At 60.0% G+C, this 19772-nt stretch carries 11 protein-coding genes; 5 read left to right on the top strand and 6 right to left on the bottom strand.

The annotated features are described in order from the left end of the window. Positions 1-119: 119 nt before the first annotated feature. Positions 120-1658 (bottom strand): glutamate--tRNA ligase, encoded by a 1539-nt coding sequence (gene gltX / locus FYJ63_RS03285; RefSeq protein WP_154543781.1) that lies wholly within the window; start codon positions 1656-1658, stop codon positions 120-122. 53 nt (positions 1659-1711) lie between these two features. On the opposite strand from gltX, the gene FYJ63_RS03280 reads away from it, so the two are divergent. Further along, on the top strand, positions 1712-2494 hold the full coding sequence (locus FYJ63_RS03280) for a fumarylacetoacetate hydrolase family protein (protein ID WP_154543721.1): 783 nt from the start codon (positions 1712-1714) through the stop codon (positions 2492-2494). A gap of 152 nt (positions 2495-2646) precedes the next feature. Here the strand turns inward: FYJ63_RS03280 and FYJ63_RS03275 are convergent, their stop codons facing one another. After that, the gene (locus FYJ63_RS03275) at positions 2647-5700 is read right to left on the bottom strand and encodes a beta-galactosidase (RefSeq protein ID WP_154543719.1); all 3054 of its coding nucleotides are present in this window, start codon (positions 5698-5700) and stop codon (positions 2647-2649) included. Positions 5701-6039: 339 nt separating this feature from the next. Here FYJ63_RS03275 and FYJ63_RS03270 point away from each other — a divergent pair, with 339 nt between their 5' ends. Continuing rightward, a complete protein-coding gene (locus tag FYJ63_RS03270) occupies positions 6040-9075 on the top strand; it encodes a DEAD/DEAH box helicase (protein ID WP_154543779.1) in 3036 nt (1011 codons plus the stop codon). Between the two features lie 158 nt (positions 9076-9233). Here FYJ63_RS03270 and FYJ63_RS03265 read toward each other — a convergent pair whose 3' ends face one another. After that, a complete protein-coding gene (locus FYJ63_RS03265; protein WP_154543717.1) occupies positions 9234-9689 on the bottom strand; it encodes a ribose-5-phosphate isomerase in 456 nt (151 codons plus the stop codon). A 239-nt stretch (positions 9690-9928) separates the two neighbouring features. On the opposite strand from FYJ63_RS03265, the gene FYJ63_RS03260 reads away from it, so the two are divergent. The 3 genes from FYJ63_RS03260 to ilvD all read left to right on the top strand — a co-directional run bounded on the left by FYJ63_RS03260 (position 9929) and on the right by ilvD (position 16403). Beyond that, positions 9929-13093, top strand: a complete 3165-nt coding sequence (locus FYJ63_RS03260; protein WP_154543715.1) for a DivIVA domain-containing protein — start codon at positions 9929-9931, stop codon at positions 13091-13093. Positions 13094-13102: 9 nt separating this feature from the next. After that, positions 13103-14344, top strand: coding sequence for a serine hydrolase (locus FYJ63_RS03255; RefSeq protein WP_154543713.1), 1242 nt, complete (start codon positions 13103-13105; stop codon positions 14342-14344). 175 nt (positions 14345-14519) lie between these two features. Further along, on the top strand, positions 14520-16403 hold the full coding sequence (gene ilvD / locus FYJ63_RS03250) for a dihydroxy-acid dehydratase (RefSeq protein ID WP_154543711.1): 1884 nt from the start codon (positions 14520-14522) through the stop codon (positions 16401-16403). A 103-nt stretch (positions 16404-16506) separates the two neighbouring features. Here the strand turns inward: ilvD and era are convergent, their stop codons facing one another. From era to ybeY, 3 genes are all read right to left on the bottom strand, one after another. Further along, positions 16507-17541, bottom strand: coding sequence for a GTPase Era (gene era / locus FYJ63_RS03240; RefSeq protein ID WP_195839320.1), 1035 nt, complete (start codon positions 17539-17541; stop codon positions 16507-16509). A 287-nt stretch (positions 17542-17828) separates the two neighbouring features. Then, positions 17829-19115 carry a hemolysin family protein gene (locus FYJ63_RS03235; protein ID WP_154543709.1) on the bottom strand — a complete coding sequence of 429 codons (1287 nt, stop codon included), beginning with the start codon at positions 19113-19115 and terminating at the stop codon, positions 17829-17831. Positions 19116-19126: 11 nt separating this feature from the next. Next, the gene (ybeY, locus tag FYJ63_RS03230) at positions 19127-19579 is read right to left on the bottom strand and encodes an rRNA maturation RNase YbeY (RefSeq protein ID WP_154543707.1); all 453 of its coding nucleotides are present in this window, start codon (positions 19577-19579) and stop codon (positions 19127-19129) included. Positions 19580-19772: the final 193 nt, after the last annotated feature.

The following is a 19772-nucleotide window of genomic DNA, read 5'->3' as shown; positions in this document are numbered from 1 at the left end:
GTAATCACAATTGTAAAAGGAAAACACAAAAAATGTGGTCATTTCACCATTGTTTGTCAGGAGTTGATTTTTTAGTCGATTATTAAATGGGGTGGGTATTCTCTTTTCTAAAATTAAGGCTAGCTTAGCTTTTTATCCAGCAGCTCCAGTCGGCGCAAAGTCTCGTCCCGCCCCAAAATCCGCATGGAGTCAAAGACCGGAATCGAGACGTTTGTGCCGGTCACGGCGACAAACAGCGGCGCGAAGGCATCGCGAGGCTTCAAGCCGAGCCCGTCAATAAGAGCCGCGTTTAGGGTTCCGTGGATAGCCTCGGTGTCGCCCCAGACGGAGGCCTCGGCGGCGGCGAGGGCCTCGCGGGCCGCGTGGAGGGCCGCGGGGGCGGTGTCTTTCAACTTCCCGAGCGCCTTCTCGTCGTATTCGACCTCCGTGTGGAACAAGAAGCCAATCAGACTTGGGAGCTGGTCGAGCTGCTGGACGCGAGTCTGGGCTAGCGGCGCGGCCGCATCCAGGATTTCGCGCTCAGATTCGGTCAAGTCCTCGTAGTTGTCGGCATCGATCACGCCCGCAACCTGCAGGAACGGCACGGTACGGCGAGTGAAGTCGCCCGCGTCGAGAAGTCGAATGTGTTCGGCGTTTATCGCGTTGCACTTCTTTTGGTCAAAACGCGCCGGATTCGGGTTCACCGCGCGAATGTCGAAAGCCTGGGCCATTTCTTCTTTCGAGAAAATATCGCGATCCGCGGCAATCGACCAGCCGAGCAGCGCGAGATAGTTCACCAAGCCTTCGGGGATGATCCCGTGCTGTTTATGCAGCAAGAGGTTCGACTCGGGGTCGCGCTTGGAGAGCTTCTTGTTGCCCTCCCCCATCACGTAGGGGAGGTGACCGAAGTACGGCATGAACTTTGCCACGCCGAGCGCATAGAGCGCCTGGTAGAGCACGATTTGGCGCGGGGTGGAAGAAAGCAGATCCTCGCCGCGCAGGACGTGGGTAATCCCCATTAAGGCGTCATCAACGGGGTTCACGAGCGTATAGAGCGGGTCGCCGTTCGCACGGACGATGACGTAGTCCGGGACCGAGCCGGCTTTGAAGGTAATCTCCCCGCGAACGAGATCTGTGAAGGTGATGTCTTCTTCGGGCATCCGAATCCGCAAGACGGGTTTGCGGCCCTCTTTGAGGTATTGTTCGCGCTGGGCCGCGGTGAGGTTGCGGTCAAAACCGTCATAGCCGAGTTTCGGATCCTCGCCGCGTTCGCGGTGGCGAGCCTCAACCTCCTCCGGTGTGGAAAACGACTCGTAGGCAAGGCCCGCTTCGAGGAGCTGACCGGCAACCTCGCGGTAGATATCCATGCGCTCGGACTGGCGATAGGGCCCATGTGGCCCGCCCTTGCCGACCCCTTCGTCCCAGTCCAGCCCGAGCCACTGGAGGGATTCAATAATCTGGTTGAAAGATTCTTCGGAGTCTCGCGCCGCATCCGTGTCCTCAATCCGGAAAACGAAGGTTCCGCCCTGGGAGCGGGCATAAGCCCAGTTGAACAGGCAGGTCCGCACCATGCCAACGTGGGGAGTTCCGGTCGGGGAGGGACAGAAACGCACGCGGGTTTCGGGGCCGTCGGCGGGAGGGGTCGGGATTTCGTTTAGGGGCGTAAGCGCCGGATTCATATCAGTCACGCCCTCAATCTTAGCCGATTCTGAAGTTACGCTAGACTGGCTTCATGCGAGTTGTGAGATTTGATAAAGGTGATGGCACTTACGGATTCGGAGTTCTTGAGGACGGCTCAGAGCGGGTGATGGTTCTGGCGGATAATCCGCTGTATTCCCCGAATAAAATCCAGGCCACCGGCCAGATTCTCCAGTTGCAAGACGTCCGCCTCGTCGCGCCGGTCATCCCCGCCTCCAAGGTCGTTTGTGTCGGGAAGAACTATCTCGAACACATTAAGGAATTCGGCTCGGAGGTCCCGCCCGCCCCGATTCTTTTCATCAAACCCAACACCTCCGTCATTGGCCCGGATGCGCCTATCGTCTTGCCGAAGTGGTCCCACGAGGTTCACCACGAAGTCGAACTCGGCGTGGTCATCAAGCATCCCGCGAAGGACATCAAACCCGAGGACTGGAAGGACTATGTTTTCGGCTACTTGGTTGGCAATGATGTCTCGGCGCGCGATGCCCAGCGCGCCGACAAACAGTGGACTCGCGCGAAATCTTTCGACACCTCCTGCCCTTTGGGGCCGTGGATTACGGTTGACCCTTCGCTGGATGTCCAGAACCTGCGGATTCGCTCGTCGGTTGACGGGGAGACCCGCCAGGATGATACGACGGCGAACATGATGCATCCCGTGGCCGAGTTGGTGGCCTATATTTCCGCGGCCATGACGCTTCTCCCGGGGGACGTCATCTTGACGGGAACTCCCGCCGGCGTGGGTCCGATCGAGGATGGCCAGCGGGTGACCTGCGAGATCGAGGGACTCGGGACGCTTTCGAATCCGGTGAAGCGCTAGTATTTCAAGCTTCCGCAATTACGGCGGCTGCGCTGTAACCGGAATTAGTGATGGGAATTCCAAAACCAGAATGGCTCTGGCGGGACGACAGGCGTCACCCCACCAGAGCCATTCAGTTGCGCTCTTAAACTCGACCTAGTCGAGAACCGGCATCACCGCTTCAACTCGGCATAGCCCGGAGCCGCGTTTTGCTCCCAAGTCACGCCGCCGGTTTGGTTCATAACCGTGGACAAAGTCACCGACTCGGGGCCGGCTCCCGCCTCTTCGGCAGTCAGAGCAATCGCAATCTCGTTTCGACCATTCGGGTTCAAGAAGCCTGCGGGAATGGTGAAGGACTTTTGCGGCCCCACATCCCCAACCCAGGTTCCCATATTCCAGCCATTGATGAACATGACCGTGCGGGAATGATCCGTGAGGTTCCCGAACCGCGAGGAGTTCACGTTCAAGCGGAAAGCCACGTCCTGACCAGCCGGAACATTCAGGTCGAAGTCGGAACGGAACCAGGTCACGCCCGGCTCGCTGGCGCGCAAGGTCCGCGCCGGAGCCCACGAGGAGTCATCGAATCCCGGAAGATACCAGCCCTCGCGTTCCCCGTAGAGCCCGCCGTTGTTGTAGGTCGTGCGCGCCTTGTCGGCTGTGTCGGCGCTCTTAGCGCCCATGATCTTCCAGGTCACTTCCCCTCGGGAGAGCAGGGTCGCATCGTGGATCCCCATGGCGTGCTGGGATTCCCCGAAGTTTTGCCAGTCAACGCGCTGGCCATTGTTGCGCAGCAACACCGCCACCGTCACGTCCTCGCCTTTCTTGACGAGTCCCCACGGCGGGCGCACAATCTGTAAGATGCCGTTCGCGTCATAGGCGCCGACGTAGGTGCCATTGACCCACACCAGGAAGTTGGAGGCCTCGGCGCCGAAAGCCACGAAGGAATACAGCGGATTGTTGACATTCGACTTGAAGTGGGCGCGATACCACACGTCGCCCTCGTGGTAGCCGTAGTAGTTTGCGTCCAAAACGACACCTTGAACCAGGCCGGGGCCCTGCTTCGGGTTCTCGGCAGTCTTGGCATTAGCCAAGGTCCAGTTGGAGTCATCAAAGTCCACTGCGGATTCGGGGTTTTCGCTCAGGGAACGCCACTGCAAAGCCGGAACCGCGACCGGCAAGGGTCCGCGCGCGGTGAAGCTCACCGCGCCGGACTCGTTTGCAGAACCGACCGGCTCGCCGTTGAACACTAGCGAACCCACGCCTTCCGGCAAACGCACGGTCACCGGATGAGACGCGTTCATGGAACCATTGAGATAGGCCACTCCGTCACGGTATTCCACGGTTCTCACGACATCAGCGCCTTCCACCCAGAGTTTTGGCTGGGTCGCGTTGGAGGAGTCCGGACCGGCCAGGAGCCACTTGTTGCCAAGTTCCGAACGCGACAAAATCCGCAACTCCAAAACCCGCGACGGGTCAGTCGCGTCCGTAATCTTCACGGTCTGGTCGCCGTAGACGTAAGAGATGAGGAGCTGGCCGGTGGCCGGGTCATACTTCCAGTCCACACCTTGATCGGCTTGCACCAGGGGCTCCGCATCAAAGCGCAACATGGTTTCGCCGTAATCCCCCGCGGTTCCGGTCAAAGCCACGAACCGGCTCGAAGCAAGTTGCTCGTTCGCAAAGAGCTCCGAAGTGGTGTAGTACATGTCGAAGTCGCCCAGCAACTGGTCGGCAGTGAACATCAAGGCGTCGCGACCATTGACCGTGAGATAGCGGTTAGGATCGGCAGGAATTCGCGCGAAACTTGCCTCCCCGTTCGGGCCGCTCAGTTGCAAGCTGGTCGAGAAGCGCGAGGTAGCAGTCTGGTTCGAAGACACGTGGCGGAACACGAGCGTCCGCATCCCTCCGCCCGTCACCGAGGCCTCCGGATCAACCCCGAGCCGTTGGTAGCCCTTGACAATGGCAGAACCGAACTTGAGGTCTACCTGGGGTTTTTGGATGGGTTCGGAGCGAGCAAAGGCCGGAGCTGCGACCTGGAAGTAGCCGAGTTCCTTTTGGGCGCTGAACTTTCCGGTCAGGGCCCGATCCTCGGTGATGCCCGCGCCGTAATCGTAGGAGGTGAAGCCGGAGTGCGGCGAGCCGGTCCAGCCCCAGTTGGTGCCGCCGAAAATCATGTAGTAGTTGAAGGCGGTCACCCCGTTGACGATGTTGGTTGCGCCCCACTGGCGAATGAAGTTGTCGTCAGCAAAACGGATGCAGTCAGAAGCCTGGAATTTCGCACCCCAGGGACTGAAGGCGCCGCCTTGGCCCTCGGCGACGAAAATCGGGGAATCCGGAGCGAAGCCACGGACTTTCGCCTCGTGGTCGCCCAGTTCAAAGCGCATTCCGCCGCAATCGAAGCGAATCGGATAATAGTCGTAGGCATAGAAGTCGAGACCAGCCGCCCGCATTTTCTCCCCGGAGAATTGCCCGTTTGGAGCCCAGTCATTGTGGAACAAAGGCACCGTGATGCCGTCTTGGCGAATCTGGGTGGTTAGCGCCTGTTGGAATTTCACCTGGGTGTCCGCCTGGAAGAACATCTCGTTTTCGCTTTGGTACATGAGCATCGAGCCACCGCCGTCAGTGACCTGGTGGCGTTTCAAGATTTCGTTCACATTGTGAATCCAATCCAGGGATTGCGCCAAGACTTTCGGGTCCTCGGTGGAGCGCAGGTTCGCGCCGCTGTTGGTCAGCCATGCCGGCAGGCCTCCCATCGAGATCTCGGCGTTGATATAGGGGCCAGGACGGGCGATGACATAGAGGCCTTCCTCCGCAGCCATAGTCATTAGTTTGTCGAGGTCCTTCACTCCGGTGAAATCATAGGGGCCGCCCTCGCGATCCTGGTGGTAGCCCCAGAAGAAATACAGGGAGATGGCATTGAATCCGCCGGCTCGCATTTTTTGCATAATATCTCGCCACTGGTTCGGAGAAGGCAGGCGCCAGTAGTGGATTTCACCCGAGTAGATGTGCAGCGGTTCGCCGTCAACCTTGAAGGTGTATTTATCCCAGCTCACCTCGTGAGGGCGACCATCGTTGCCGGGGAAACTGAGGTGTTTTCCGGCGTTAACAGCAGACACGGCCGGTATCGGCGCGGGCGACGCGGATGCGGCCGGAGCGGCGTTCGCGGCACCGATTCCTGTAGCCGCGAGCGCTAGCGCTCCGCAGGCTGCAATTAGATGTCTAAACTTCATCTTCGCTTTGACTCCTTCGTCATAAAGTGAACAATAAAAATTGGAATGCTACAGTTTCGCATTCAAATTTGACTCTACCCTAGGGAAATTTTCGCTGTTTTTCAAGGGTCTTCCAGGTTTGTATTTACATCGGTTTAACCTGGGCTTTAGTTGGTTTCTCCCCGCTTTTGCACCCTCCTGAACAGGCCTTTTCCTTTCCGGACACTATCTTGATGTCAACAAAGTGTCCGGAACACCTAAAATCGAAGAGTGAAGACAGCAAGCGAGGCATTGAATCAGCTTTTGGACCGACTCGAGGACGAGGGAAAGCTCGGGACTCCGGGGACGCCGGATCCTGAGATGCCGCTCGAGGTTCTCGCGGGATTCGAGAACTGGGCCGAGTCCACCGGACGGGCGCTCTATCCCCACCAGAAGGAGGCCGCCGAGCACATCATCTTGGAAGACCGCCACTTGATTGCCCCGACCCCGACCGGTTCCGGGAAGTCACTAATCGGCGTGGCCGCGATTCTCTGGGCGCTTGCCCGCGGAGAGGTTGCCTACTACACCGCCCCGTTGAAAGCCCTGGTCTCCGAAAAGTTTTTTGACCTCGTGGATCTGTTCGGGGCGCAAAATGTCGGGATGGTCACCGGCGACGGCTCGGTCAATGCTGACGCGCCAATCATCTGCGCGACCGCGGAAATCCTCGCTAACCAGGCGCTGCGCTGGGGCGAGGCTCTCGATGTGGGCACGGTCGTGATGGACGAGTTTCATTACTACGGCGAAGCGGAACGCGGCTGGGCGTGGCAGGCGCCCTTGCTGACCTTGCCTAAAACGCGCTTCGTCTTGATGAGCGCGACCCTGGGCGATATGTCCTTCCTGGAGCGTGACTTGGAACGTCGCACCGGACGTGAGGTCGCGGTCTTGACTTCAGCAAAGCGCCCGGTTCCGCTCGAGATGGCTTACCGCGTGGAGCCGGTCGAGAAACTACTGGTAGAACTGTCCCACCAAGACAAACTCCCTGCCTATCTCGTTCATTCTTCCCAGCGCGCGGCGGTCGAGGAGGCCCAGCGGATTGCCTCGCTGAACCTCGACTTCGGGGTTACCGACTCGGCGCGAGAGCAGCTCGCTAACGAACTCAAGACGGTCAAGTTCACCTCGGCTTTTGGTCGCGCCTTGAAGCCGCTGCTCGCCAAGGGTATTGGGATTCACCACGCGGGGATGCTGCCCCGCTATCGGCGCCTCGTGGAGCGACTCGCGGGAGCCGGCTTGTTGAAAGTCATCTCCGGAACCGACACGCTCGGGGTCGGCATCAACGTCCCGATTCGAACCGTCATCATGACTTCACTCGTGAAGTTCGATGGGAACAAGGAGCGGCACCTCAACGCCAGGGAGTTTCATCAAATTGCTGGCCGCGCGGGGCGGGCCGGATTCGACACGATCGGCTATGTTTTTGCCCTCGCCCCCGAGTGGGAGGTGGAAAACGCTCTTGCGCTGGCTCGGGCTAAGGATCCCAAGAAGGCGAAGAAAAAGAAGGCTCCGGAGGGCCGCACCACCTGGAGCGAAGGGACTTTCAATCGGCTCGTAGATTCCGAGCCGGGTGCTTTGGCTCCGCATTGGCAGATTAATCACGCGATGGTGTTGAACACTTTGCAAAGGCCGGGTGACCAGGAGGCGAACCTGCGCTCGCTGGCGGATGACAACCACAACGTCATGCGCTTCGGCGAGGAGGCGCGCGGACGGTTTGAGACTACGCTTGCGGAGATTCTGGAGTCGCTCACCGTTTCCGGGGTGATTTCTGGTGCGGAGCAAACGGGGACGGCTACTACTTTGCATAGTTCCGAAGGAACGGAGCTAAGTGGAACTGTCCCCACGTTTGCGAAGCAAGAAGATGCTACGCCTAACACTCTCGATGAAATTCTCGCGGCCGGGCCGTTCCAGTTGACTGCGGAGTTGCCCGAGGGATTTGCGCTGAACCAGACTCTCGCGCCTTTCGCCCTGGATTATCTGGGGTCTTTTAGTAGCGAACAAACGGCTCCGCCGGCGGGGTCAGACCCTTCTGGCTTCACCGAAGTCCTCGACATCATCTCCGTCGTGGAGGCGGTGCTTGATGACCCGAACGGCATCTTGCGCGCCCAAGAGCGTTCCGAAAAGGATCGCGTCTTTGCTGAACTCAAAGCAGCCGGAGTGGACTTTGATGAACGCAAAGCCGCCCTCGAAAAGGTGACTTACCCGCGGCCTCTGGAAAAGGAGTTGAACGCCGCCTTCGAAATCTACACGGAGGCAAACCCTTGGGCGAAGGGATTCCGGTTGGAGCCGAAGTCGATTGTTCGAGAAATGGTCGAAACCGGAGCCACTTTCACGTCCTATATCGCTCGGCTCGGGGCGCCTTACACGGAGGGTTTGTTGCTTAGGTACCTCTCGGATGCGTGGCGGGCGCTCAGCCAGATTGTGCCGGAGGAGTTGCGGTCCGTGCGCTTTGTGGAAGTCATGGATTGGCTTTCCGACACGATCCGGAAAATCGACTCGTCTTTACTCGATGAGTGGAGGTTCCTGGAGGATCCCGGATTGCGTTTTGAGGAAACGGATTCCACAAGCGCGGATGAGCTGGAACGGGCTTTTGGCGAGCGCCCAGACGGCAGCTTCGATTGGGAGGCTAACCCGGCAGCCGCGGAAAACGCCTTACTCAAGGCGTTAATGCCCTGGTTGGAGGCTCTCGGCGGGGACGAGTTCGAGTTGCTGGCGCGCATGGAAAAGGACCAGCGTGCCCTCGCCAACGCTACGCCTGCGGTGACGGATCCATCTGGCTACGCTTCGCTACGCCATCCGTCCCCATCCCCACAGGCTACGCAACAGCACCCGTCCCCGCTGGCTACGCTCATTCCGGAAGTCGAGGAGTCGGGCTGGGACAAACAGCTCGGGGCTTATTGGGATGCCCACGACTTTATGGACACCGGAGCGGACGGGCGGAACAAGCGGAACTTCCGCCTCTTGACCGACCCAGACGAGGCAGACTTTCCGCGAGGCTACGCCAATCCGGCTACGCCGGTAGGGTCAGACCCTTCTGGTTCCGTTGCTAACGCAACTACGCCACCGCGACTTAGGTCGAGCGCAATGCCGAGCTTGCTCGAACATTGCCGAGACCTAGGAAGCGGCTCGCAACACGAAGTGTTGCAAGCAGAGAGGTCCGACCCGCCCGACAACACCGACGCGAAAAACCTCTGGCTCGGGGAGCTCACCTTGGTGGACGGCGAGGACGACCTGGACTTCGCGCTGTTCATCGCGGTAGACCCGACCGTCACTCTCAAGCCCGAAACCGAGCATTCGACCGAAACTGGCGCGCCCTCAGGCCTCGCCCCAACCCCGGCTTGGGTTCCCCTGGGTCTTTTTGAGCGTTAACTAAGGCCCTGTTGAAGTAAAGACCGGGAGCAACACTCGCTCAGTTCTGTAACTCGTGGGATTTTGGCCATGAGTGGAAATAATGGCAGCAATGCCCAAAATCGCACGGGTTACAGAGCTAGCCCCCGGTATAAAACCGTATCCTCACCAACACGCAACTACTGGTTACGGGAGATCTCATAGGCCGAGAGCTGGGTGATGCGCCGCGCGTGGCGTTCTTCGCCGGAAAACTCGGTTTCGAGGAAAATCTTCAACATCGCCTTGCATTCATCCACCGAGTGCTGGCGCGCGCCCAGAGAAATCACGTTCGCATCGTTGTGTTCCCGCGCCAAGCGCGCCACTTCCTCGTTCCAGACCAAGGCCGCCCGCACCCCGTCAACCAGGTTCGCCGCCATTTGCTCGCCATTGCCCGAACCTCCGATAACGACCCCCAAGGACCCGGGATCTTCCACCACTCCCGCAGCGCAATCAATACAGAAAGCGGGGTAGTCATCATTGGAATCAAAGGCAAAAGCCCCGTGGTCAACCACCTCGTAGCCCTCATCCTTGAGCCAGCTCTTGAGCTCTTCTTTCAACTCGTAACCCGCATGATCGGTAGCAATGTGTACGCGCATAGCCGCACCTTCCCTAGATGTCTAAAAAGAACGCCTCGCCCTCTCAGAGCTCCTCGAGGAGCCAGAACGAAACAACTAACTTCACCATCATAGAGCCCCAGATTCTCTCAGGTGTGCCTAAATCCGAAAAAATCCCGAGGCAATTTGCCTTTAACCGGCGCATTGACCGGAAAAAACCCGCAAAATTCGCTAAATTTTGAATATCTATATTTATAAAGTCCGCGGAAAGGACCCGATTTATGAGCGAGGATTACACCCCTCAACTGTTGACGAGCGAAGATGTTTTCTCTGTGCAGTTCCCGGCCACCAAGTTTCGCGACGGCTACGACCAAAACCAGATTGATGATTACCTCGACGAAGTGGTCCGGGTTCTTTCCTACTATGAAGCGCTAAATGCCTCCCCCGAGGCGGAAGTGGATCTGGCCTACATCACGGTCCGCGGTCGCGATGTCCGCGAGGTGGACTTTGACTACACCCGGATGCGGGTGGGCTATGACCAGGACGCGGTGGATGATTATTTGGATCAAGTGGCTGCCACGCTGGAGGCCTATGAGAATCTTTATGGGATTCCGCCGTCACAACAGCGCTACCAGGTGCTGCAGGTTGACGGCGCCGCTTTGGAGGCCGCGGCTCAAGAACAGGCCGTGAAGGACGGGGAGCTGCCGCTCCCACCGGAGAACGCCGCAGCAGAGCCTCCCGCTCCCGCAGACGGCACTGCTGCTGGTGGTGTGACAACTGCCAGCGAAGAGTCAGCAAGTGCGGTGCCAGTAAACGCGGTTCCAGCAAACCCTGCGCCAGCCAGCCCCGAGTCTCCTCGCCCCGAAAACCCGAGCGCTGAGAGGGATAATCCGGAGCTGCGTTCCTCGGTTTTAGGCACTCCGACCGGCGCGTTTCCGGTCGTCGGCGCGAATGGCACCAGTTTCGATTCCGCTCTGAATGGCTCGGAACTTCCCGGTTACGGCGCCGCCCCGCAATACCCACCGATGGATATTTCTGGAATGTTCCCCGCAGTGAACGCCGGCGCTGCCTCGAATGATGGTGACGTTGCGGAAGGCCCCCGCGAGACTTCGGAAGCCACGACCGGAGAGATGCCAGAAGATTCTCCCGAAGCGCCGGCTGGGGAAGCGCCGTCTTCTCCGGAAAAGGCCACCCCTCCGTCGGCTTTTTCTCAAGAGGATTCAACAAGTGCCATCACGGCTCCCGTCGGGATTCCGCAACCCTCACTCCCCGAACCGACTTCCACCAGCCTCGATGAGCCCCTTGATGCCGAGACTTCCGCGGAGGATGAGGACTCGATCTTCGACTATGCCTCACTGGATTTGGAACCCGAGGACGAGGCGGAATTTGAAGACGCTGCCTTCGATTCCGAGGTGGAAGAGCCGGAAGAGGATAGTTTCTCCGAATATAACTCGGTTTCGTCGGCAAATGAGGATGACCTCGCAGACGAGGATCCCGAGTTGGCTCCTGTTTTTTCCCGCGGTTCTGAAGCTGGCGGCCATGAGGCTGACACCGCGTCTTCCGAACCCTCCGACTGGGAGGATTCTGAGACTGGGTTCGAGCCAGCACCGGAGAGGGATTCCGGCGATCTCGAGGGATATGCTCCCCTCCAGCAATTCGCCGAGCCGGATAACTCCCCCGAAAGACAGGGGGCAAGCGAAGCGGAAGAAGCTTCCCGGATGGCATTTGCTGACTCCGGATTCCCCAACGCGGCGCCAGACAACACAGCCTATCCCCCCGCGAACCAGCCCTACGAAGGCTATCCTTACCAGGGCTATGACCAGGGACAGCCCGCCTACAATGCGGGACAACAGAACTACGACCCCAATTGGGCTTACGGCTACCCCCAGCCCAGCGCCCCGCCCGCCCCCCAGACGGCCCCAGGTTTCCCAGGATATGCCGAGGCCTATCCTGGATACCCGAGCCCCGAGTACCCGGACGGAAATTACTACGGCGAGGAGACCTCCGCGGACGCAGAGACTTGGGGTCAGACCGAGCTTGAGACCGAGAATCGCGCTGAGGGGACGAGCGTTGCGGGAGAACCGCCGCGCCCGACTCTCGGGGATTCCGGGATCGGGGATTCCAAGAGCGAGGAAGCCCCGGCGAGCGAGGGGCTCACGGACGGGGGGCTAGAGGCGCCCGCGGACGAGAGGCTAGAGTCGCCCGAAACCGCCGAGATACCGGAGGAAGCTGAGACTTCTGGAATTTACGCGACGCCCGGGGCTTCTGGAACTTATCCGGCGCCCGATTCTCCCGAGACTCCTGAGCCGACCAGAGTTACGGACCGCGCCGAATTTGGAGGTTCCGCCCTTGCTGAGCCCGCCCTTGCTGAACCCGCCCATGACGCGACCGCGACCGGCAAATTCGCCGCACCGTGGGGAGAAAACGACCCGAGTTATGCCGCGGCCACGCCGTTGACCGACGTCGTGACGCCGCCGCTGCCGACTCCGGGGGTAGGAATCGATTTATCGGCGCAACAACAGGCTGCCCGCGAGGGCGCTGCGGCGGAATTCTCGCCGGTACCGACGGAAGCCAGCCCCGCGACTCCGGAGGAACCCGGCGAATCGCCGTGGCCGCCCAGCTCTGCGGCTTTCACGGCGTTGGACCAGGTCGGACAGGCTCCGCAGACGCGAGAAGCCAGTCTCAAGAACTCTGTTGCTGCTGCCAACCAGGCCGATAGTGTCGCGAAACCGAACCATAACCGCCAAGCTCCCGCGCCAGATTCAGCGACGGAGGGGCTCGGTTTTGTTTCTCCGAGCACACCCATTCCCCAAGGGCCGGTCTTTACGGAAGTGCCGATTGACCACGAGGCTGCCGCGGCTCAAGCGAGCGCGCTGCAAGCCGAGGAGGCTCTTGCTGAGTCCCCCGAAACCACCAGCGAAGCCGCTGCTGAAGCCGTTTTAGCGACGGACCAAGCCACCGCGGAGGAGACGCCCGAGAAGTTGGAAGCTGACGTCACGGCGGGATCGGGCGCGGGTTCAGGCTCCGGATTGGGCTCGGAACCGGCCGCGGAACCAGACGCGGACGCTACGGAAAAGAGCGAGGCCACCAACCCGCGTCCGCTGCTCCAGGGCGAACAACCCCTTGGCGAAGTCACCGCGGAAGGGCGGTTTGTCCCGCATTTCCTGGCGGGGTACCGCTCCAACCTGGACACTTTCACTTCCGCCTACGGTTCTTTGGAGGAACGGCTGCACCCGCGGACTCAGAAGGCCGAGTCTATTGCGAAACTCGAGGCCGAACAGCCGCGGAAATCCATTACGACCGCCTACCTCGTCACCGTGACGACGTCGCGGCCCTTGGGTTCGGATGATGCGGTTTTGGTGCGACTCCCCGATGGGCGCGAAGTCCCCGTGACCTCGGCGTCTTCCGATTTCAACGGCGTGCACCTGCACATTCCCCACCTCTAAGCCGGCAATATGAAACCAGAAGATACTTCCGGTTTGAGTGAGCTGGGCCAGGCCGCGCGGGATGCCTCCGCTACTGGCTCCGTTAAAGATCCCGACTGGCGGCCTTTCCCCCGCGGAGACGAGCCTGTAGCAGACTCAAAAGCCGGGGATATAGCCGAAGCAGGTGGTCATTCACAGCGGTTTTGGCTGGGGATTGGTTTCGCCGTTGCGGTCGTAGTGGCGCTGGTCGCGGGCGGAGGACTGCTGTTGTGGGCCAATCCCGAGATTCTGGGCTCTTCGTCACCAAGCGCCGCTCCTTCCTCGCGCGTGACCGGCATGTCCTCGGGAGACTCTATCGGCAATAAGAGCCCTAATCCCGGGCAATCCCTTGCTGACTCCCCCGAGACAGAAACGAAACCCTGCCAGTTGAACGGCATAGAGGGCACGAGCGGGGTGCCCTGCGAGGCCGACTCGGAGTTGGCGGGGTCAGCGGGGACGGCCTCCCCGCCCGCGGGCGGAACCGGCGCGGGGGCAGCAGAGGCGGTAAAAGGCTGCGACGGGGCGACAATCGTGGCTCCCGCTAAGGGGAAGCTGACCGCGTTGGAACTGCGGCAGAAGTTCGAGGCTCTTGGTGAAGCCGCGGGGGCAGAAATCGCCGTGGCCTGGTATGACCCCAAGTATGGGCTCGTGACTGCCGGCAAGGAGGGGGCCTGGCCGGCGTGGTCAACTTCGAAGGTGCCGCTCGCGGTGGCGGTGATGCAAGACGGGAAGGGTCTTGACCTCCAAGCTTCGATGCGCCAAGCCATTACGGCCTCGGATAACGCCGCAGCCGGACGGTTGTGGCAGGGACTGGCCGCATCGAACTCAGAGCGAGCCGAGGCAATGAACCGGGTCTTGCGCCAAGCCGGCGACAGTAAGACAGTCGTTCCTACCGAGCAAAAGCTCGAGGGATACTCGATTTTCGGCCAAACAACTTGGACGCCCACGAACCAGGTTCGGCTCGCGGCCGCGTTGCCGTGCCTGAAGGACGCCCAGCAGGTGACCGAGTTTATGGGCCAGGTGATTCCCGACCAGCGTTGGGGAATGGGGCGGCTCCCCGGGGCCGTGTTCAAAGGCGGTTGGGGGCCTAGCGGGGAGGTCTACACCGTGCGCCAGTTTGGGTGGTATGAAGATTCCGGCGGGAATCGGGTTTTCCTCGCGATGGCGGTGAAGGCATCCTCCATGTCTACGGGGATCGCGCTTTTGGATTCTTTCGCCAGCGTTTTGCGTTAGCGCCTTTATTTAAGGCTTTCATCGGTGGGGATTGACCCGTCCCCACCGATAAATCGAAGGTTGAATGGGACTTGGAATGGCTGGCTTGACTATTGGCCATGGCGACTTGTGGAATAGGATGAAATTGGTTGGTTCAAATCACCGCGGAGCCACCCGCAACAGAGAGGAACGATTCATGTCTCACACTTTACGCAGCGCCACTTCCACCACCGGACGTAATATGGCTGGGGCGCGCTCTTTGTGGCGCGCGACCGGAATGACGGACGCAGATTTTGGAAAACCGATTGTTGCCATCGCAAACTCTTTTACCGAATTCGTCCCGGGTCATATCCACCTGCGCGAAGTGGGGAAGGTCGTGGCTGAGGCGGTGCGGGCCGCGGGTGGGGTTCCGCGCGAGTTCAACACGATCGCCGTTGATGACGGGATCGCGATGGGACACGGCGGGATGCTGTATTCGCTGCCTTCCCGAGAAATCATTACTGACTCCGTGGAATACATGGTGAACGCCCACACCGCCGACGCCTTGGTTTGTATCTCGAACTGCGACAAGATCACGCCGGGGATGTTGAACGCGGCTTTGAAGTTGAACATTCCGACCGTATTTGTTTCCGGTGGCCCGATGGAGGCCGGTAAGGGGATTCCGGCCGAGGACATTGTGGGGCCCTCCGTGGGCGGGCGCGGGAACTTGATTACGGTCATGAACGCGACGGCCAATGATGAGATAACGGACGCGGAGTTGAAGCGCGTCGAGGAGCTATCGTGCCCGACCTGCGGGTCTTGTTCGGGGATGTTCACCGCAAACTCGATGAACTGTTTGACGGAGGCTTTGGGCTTGGCTCTCCCCGGGAACGGCTCGACTTTGGCAACCCACGCGGCGCGGCGCGGGCTCTTTGAGCGCGCCGGGTCTTTGATTGTGGAGTTGTGTAAGCGGTATTACTCGGAGGGGGACGAGAGCGTTTTGCCGCGCGCGATTGCGACGTCTGCGGCCTTTAGGAACGCGATGAGCCTTGACATGGCGATGGGCGGGTCTTCCAACACGGTCTTGCATATTCTGGCAGCGGCTCAGGCGGCATCCCTCGATTTCGGACTCGACGATATCGCCGAGATTGGGCGGAGGGTCCCGACTCTGGCAAAGGTGGCGCCGAACCACAACGACTACCACATGGAGGACGTGCATCGCGCGGGCGGGGTACCCGCATTGTTGGGAGAATTGGATCGCGCCGGTTTGCTGAACCACGACGTCCACTCGGTCTTGTATAGCTCTTTGGAGGAATGGCTCGCGGATTGGGATATTCGCGGGGGCCGCGCGAGTGCGGAGGCGATAGAGCTCTTCCACGCCGCACCGGGCAATGTCCGGACGACCCAGGCGTTTTCGGCCACCGCAAGGTGGGATTCTTTGGACACGGACGCGGCGGGCGGGTGTATTCGCGACGTCGAACACGCCTATGTCGCGCGCGGCGGTTTGACGGTTTTGCGGGGCAATCTCGCGCCGGATGGGGCGATTGTCAAGGCCGCGGGGATTGACCCGGAGCTGTGGCACTTCGAAGGCAAGGCCATTGTTATGGAATCCCAGGAAGAAGCCGTGGAGAAGATTTTGAACAAGACGGTTTCGGCTGGGGATGTCGTCGTGATTCGCTATGAGGGGCCCGCCGGGGGCCCGGGAATGCAGGAGATGCTCTACCCGACGTCGTTCCTGAAGGGACGCGGGCTCGGGAAGAGTTGTGCGCTCATTACGGACGGGCGGTTTAGCGGGGGGACCTCTGGGATTTCGATCGGGCACATTTCCCCGGAGGCCGCGGCAGGCGGGCTGATTGGCTTGATCGAAGACGGGGACAAGATTGTGATAGATGTGAACCTTGAGGAGTTGACGCTGGACGTGCCTGAGTCCGAGATTGAGCGGCGGCGGGCAGCAATGGAGGCGCGGGAGCACCCGTGGACGCCGGTAGCTCGCGAGCGCGAGGTAACTGACGCGTTGAAGCTCTACGCCGCCGCGGCCTTGTCGGCAGACAAAGGCGCGGCCCGCGACGTCAAGGGGTTATTGGCTCGACTTGGGCGTTAACTATTCTGTGGGGCCAGCGCGCGCAGGAAAAGCTCGGTCTCAGACGCTCCGCGGAAGTGGTCACGTCATGTTCGGGGTTCCACGGAATGCATAAATAAAAAAACTAAAGCCCGAGGCGGTTCAACATCTTGGGGTCTTGCTGCCAATCTTTGGCGGTGCGGACGTGGAGATCCAGGAAGACGTGGCGCCCCAGGAGTTCCTCAATCTGCGGGCGAGCCCGCGTGCCGATTTCCTTGAGCCGACTCCCTTTCCAGCCAATCACAATCGACTTTTGAGAGTCGCGTTCCACAAAGAGATTCACGAGAATCCGCCAGGTTTCTGACTTGCGGCGCTTGCCGGGGTTTTCGAGAGTATCAGGTTCGCCCTTGCTGAATCCGCCCGACTCACCCGGCCCGCCCTTGCTGACAGGCAATCCCTTGCTGAACCCGCCTCCCCCGGGCGACTTGATGATTTCCTCCACCTGAACCGCCAGCGAGTGCGGCAGCTCCTGTCCGAGACCCTCGAGCGCGGCCTCGCGGATGAGTTCGGCAATCATGATTTCCGTGTCCTCATCCGAATCCTGGCCCTCCGGATAGAGCGGCGGGGACAGCGGCATGAGCCCGCCGAGGAGGTCAATCAGGAGCTGGACTTGGTCGCCAACCCGGGCCGAAACCGGCACGATGTCCTCGAAATCGTAGAGTTCACTCACCGCAAGGAGCTGGGCGGCGATTTTCTCGCGAGAGGCCGCGTCGGTTTTCGTCACAACCGCGACTGCGGGAATCTTGGGGTGAGGCCGGAGCTGTTTTTCAACAATCCGCCGGTCGCCGGGGCCAATCTCTTGGTCCGCGGGGACGCAGAAAACAATGAGGTCAACGTCGGCCTGGGCCTCTTCGACCATGTCGTTCAGGCGCTTCCCAAGCAGCGTGCGGGGGCGGTGAATGCCAGGGGTGTCAACCAGCACCAACTGGAATTTATCGCGATGAACGATGCCGCGCGCAACGTGGCGGGTCGTTTCGGGCCGCGCGGAGGTGATAGCGATTTTCCGACCGACCATCGCGTTTATGAGCGTTGACTTCCCGACGTTTGGACGGCCCAAAACTGCCACGAAACCCGCGCGAAAATCCTCGGTCCACCCGCCGGTAAACAGTAAATCTTCCATCGGCTTGATTCTAATCCGGACACTAACTTGACATCAAAACAGTGTCCGGTTAGGCAGATTCGCAGCTCATGGCGATTCGCTAGGTCGTGGACACTAACTTGAAGTCAAGTTAGTGTCCGAGTCAGATTACGGCTCGACGGGTTCGCTTTTCGCTACGCAAACTGGGGACGGTTCCCTTTCGCTCCGACTGACGGCGAGAGCACCGTTAGAGGTGCTACGGCTACGACGGCACATCGTTGCCGTCGCTTACGCCTCCGCCGTTGTCGCGGCGCCCACGTTTGCTCCGTTTAATCCTCGTCAAGGAGCGGCGGGACTTCGCGAACCTCAATCGCGGAGACCTGGCGGCGGCGCCCCGCAGCCTCTACCGCCCGCAGCTCCAGTCCATCCACCTCCGCCGCGGCTCCCACCAGCGGCACGACCCCAACGGCCTTCGTCAACAGCCCGCCAACCGTGTCCACGTCCTCGTCCTCGATCTCGGTCCCCAACAGGTCATTCAAATCCACGAGCGGCATCCGCGCCGCCACAATCCAAGACCCACCCGGCTGCTGTTCCGGCTCCCGCTCGGAGTGGTCATGCTCGTCGGAGACCTCCCCAATTACTTCCTCGATCAAATCCTCCAAAGTCACGAGCCCCGCAATGAGTCCGTATTCATCAACGAGGATGGCCATGTGGTAGGCGCCCTCTTGCATATCCCGCAAAGTGTCATCCACCAGGTTCATCTCCGGGATAAACCTCGCCTCCCGCATAGCCTGGGCGGCGGTCATCTTCCGCGCCGCACCGGTTTCGTCTTCATTAATGCGGCGCAGCACATCTTTCAGATACAGCACCCCGCGCACGTCATCGGCGTCATCCCCGATGACCGGAACCCGCGAAAAACCGGAGCGGACAAACAAGGTTAGTGCCTTTTGCAGCGATTTCTCCGCCTCAATCGTGACCATGTCCACCCGCGGCACCATGACCTCGCGAACCAGAGTGCGCCCCATCTCAAAGACCGACCAAATCATCTCACGGTCGGCCTCCTCGATAGTGTCAGGCTCCCCCATCTGGTCAACCATCTCCCGCAGGTCATTCGCAACCTCGTCGCGCGCCTCTTGCTCGGTTTGAGCCGCGGGGCCGCGAGCTGCATTCCACAAACGCCCCAACGGTTTCCCGAGATTCCACACCACCGTAATGAAACCGGCCAGATAGCGAATCACCTTGTCAGGGTACCGACGCCCAATCCAGTTCTCCGGCAGGGTCAACACCAGCAACATCAGCGCCCCAAAAGCAATAAGCCCGAGAGCCACTACCCACCACAACCAGGGAATTTGGGAAGCCAGCAAAGCAGATGATCCCAAGCCGGAGGACACTGCCACGGAGCGGGTCGAACGAAGATAGGCCAGCACTTCCCGCCGATGTTCAGCAAGTTGTTGAATCTCACTCGCCCGCTTCACCCCCGCTTCTTCGAGGTCTTTCGCGCTCGCCAGAGACAGCCGCGACATCGCGCCCTCGCTGAGAGACAGCGGCACTGTCAAGAGGAACGACAGAGCCCCGACCAGTCCCAAGACCGCGTACGCTACGGAAGAAAAAATCATCGCTTGTCGACCTACCGTTCCGCGAGGAAGTTCAGCAAGAGATTGCGCTGGAGGGTAAACATGGCCTTCTCCTCAGCGGGCTCGGCATGGTCGAATCCGAGAAGGTGCAGCAATCCGTGAACGGTCAGCAAAAGCATCTCTTCGACCGGGGCGTGACCAGCGTCTTTCGCTTGCTCGGCAGCCACATCCGGACACAAAACGATATCCCCGAGAACCCCCGCTTCGGAAGGGTGGCCCTCCCGCCCGGGAGTGAGCTCATCCATAGGAAAGGAAAGTACGTCGGTGGGGCCGGGAAGATCCATCCACTTCATATGGAGTTCCGTCATAGTCTTTAGGTCCACCATCATAATGTTTATCTCCGCCGCCGGAGAGACATAGAGCTGTTCGAGACAGAAGGACACGAGATCGGTGAACTCCGTGAGATCGAGATCCCAGCCGGTTTCATTATTAATTTCCACAGACATACCCTAATTATCCCCTATTTTCACTCCCAAGTTGGCCTAGTTCTCGGGAGGGCTGGTCCAAACCCAGGAAAAAAACTCCCGCACTGGAAATAATGCGGTGTCAGATGATGAGTGCAACGTTTTTTTGGAAGGGAGTTGCGCTCTTGGGTGGTAGGTGGTCTGGTTCGGCTGTGCGTGAGTATGCGTTGGAGTT

This window comes from Mobiluncus porci, from assembly GCF_009695935.1.
GTDB lineage: Bacteria > Actinomycetota > Actinomycetes > Actinomycetales > Actinomycetaceae > Mobiluncus > Mobiluncus porci.
Note: the sequence above shows the minus strand (reverse complement) of the source record. Positions and strands in the feature narration are given on the sequence as shown.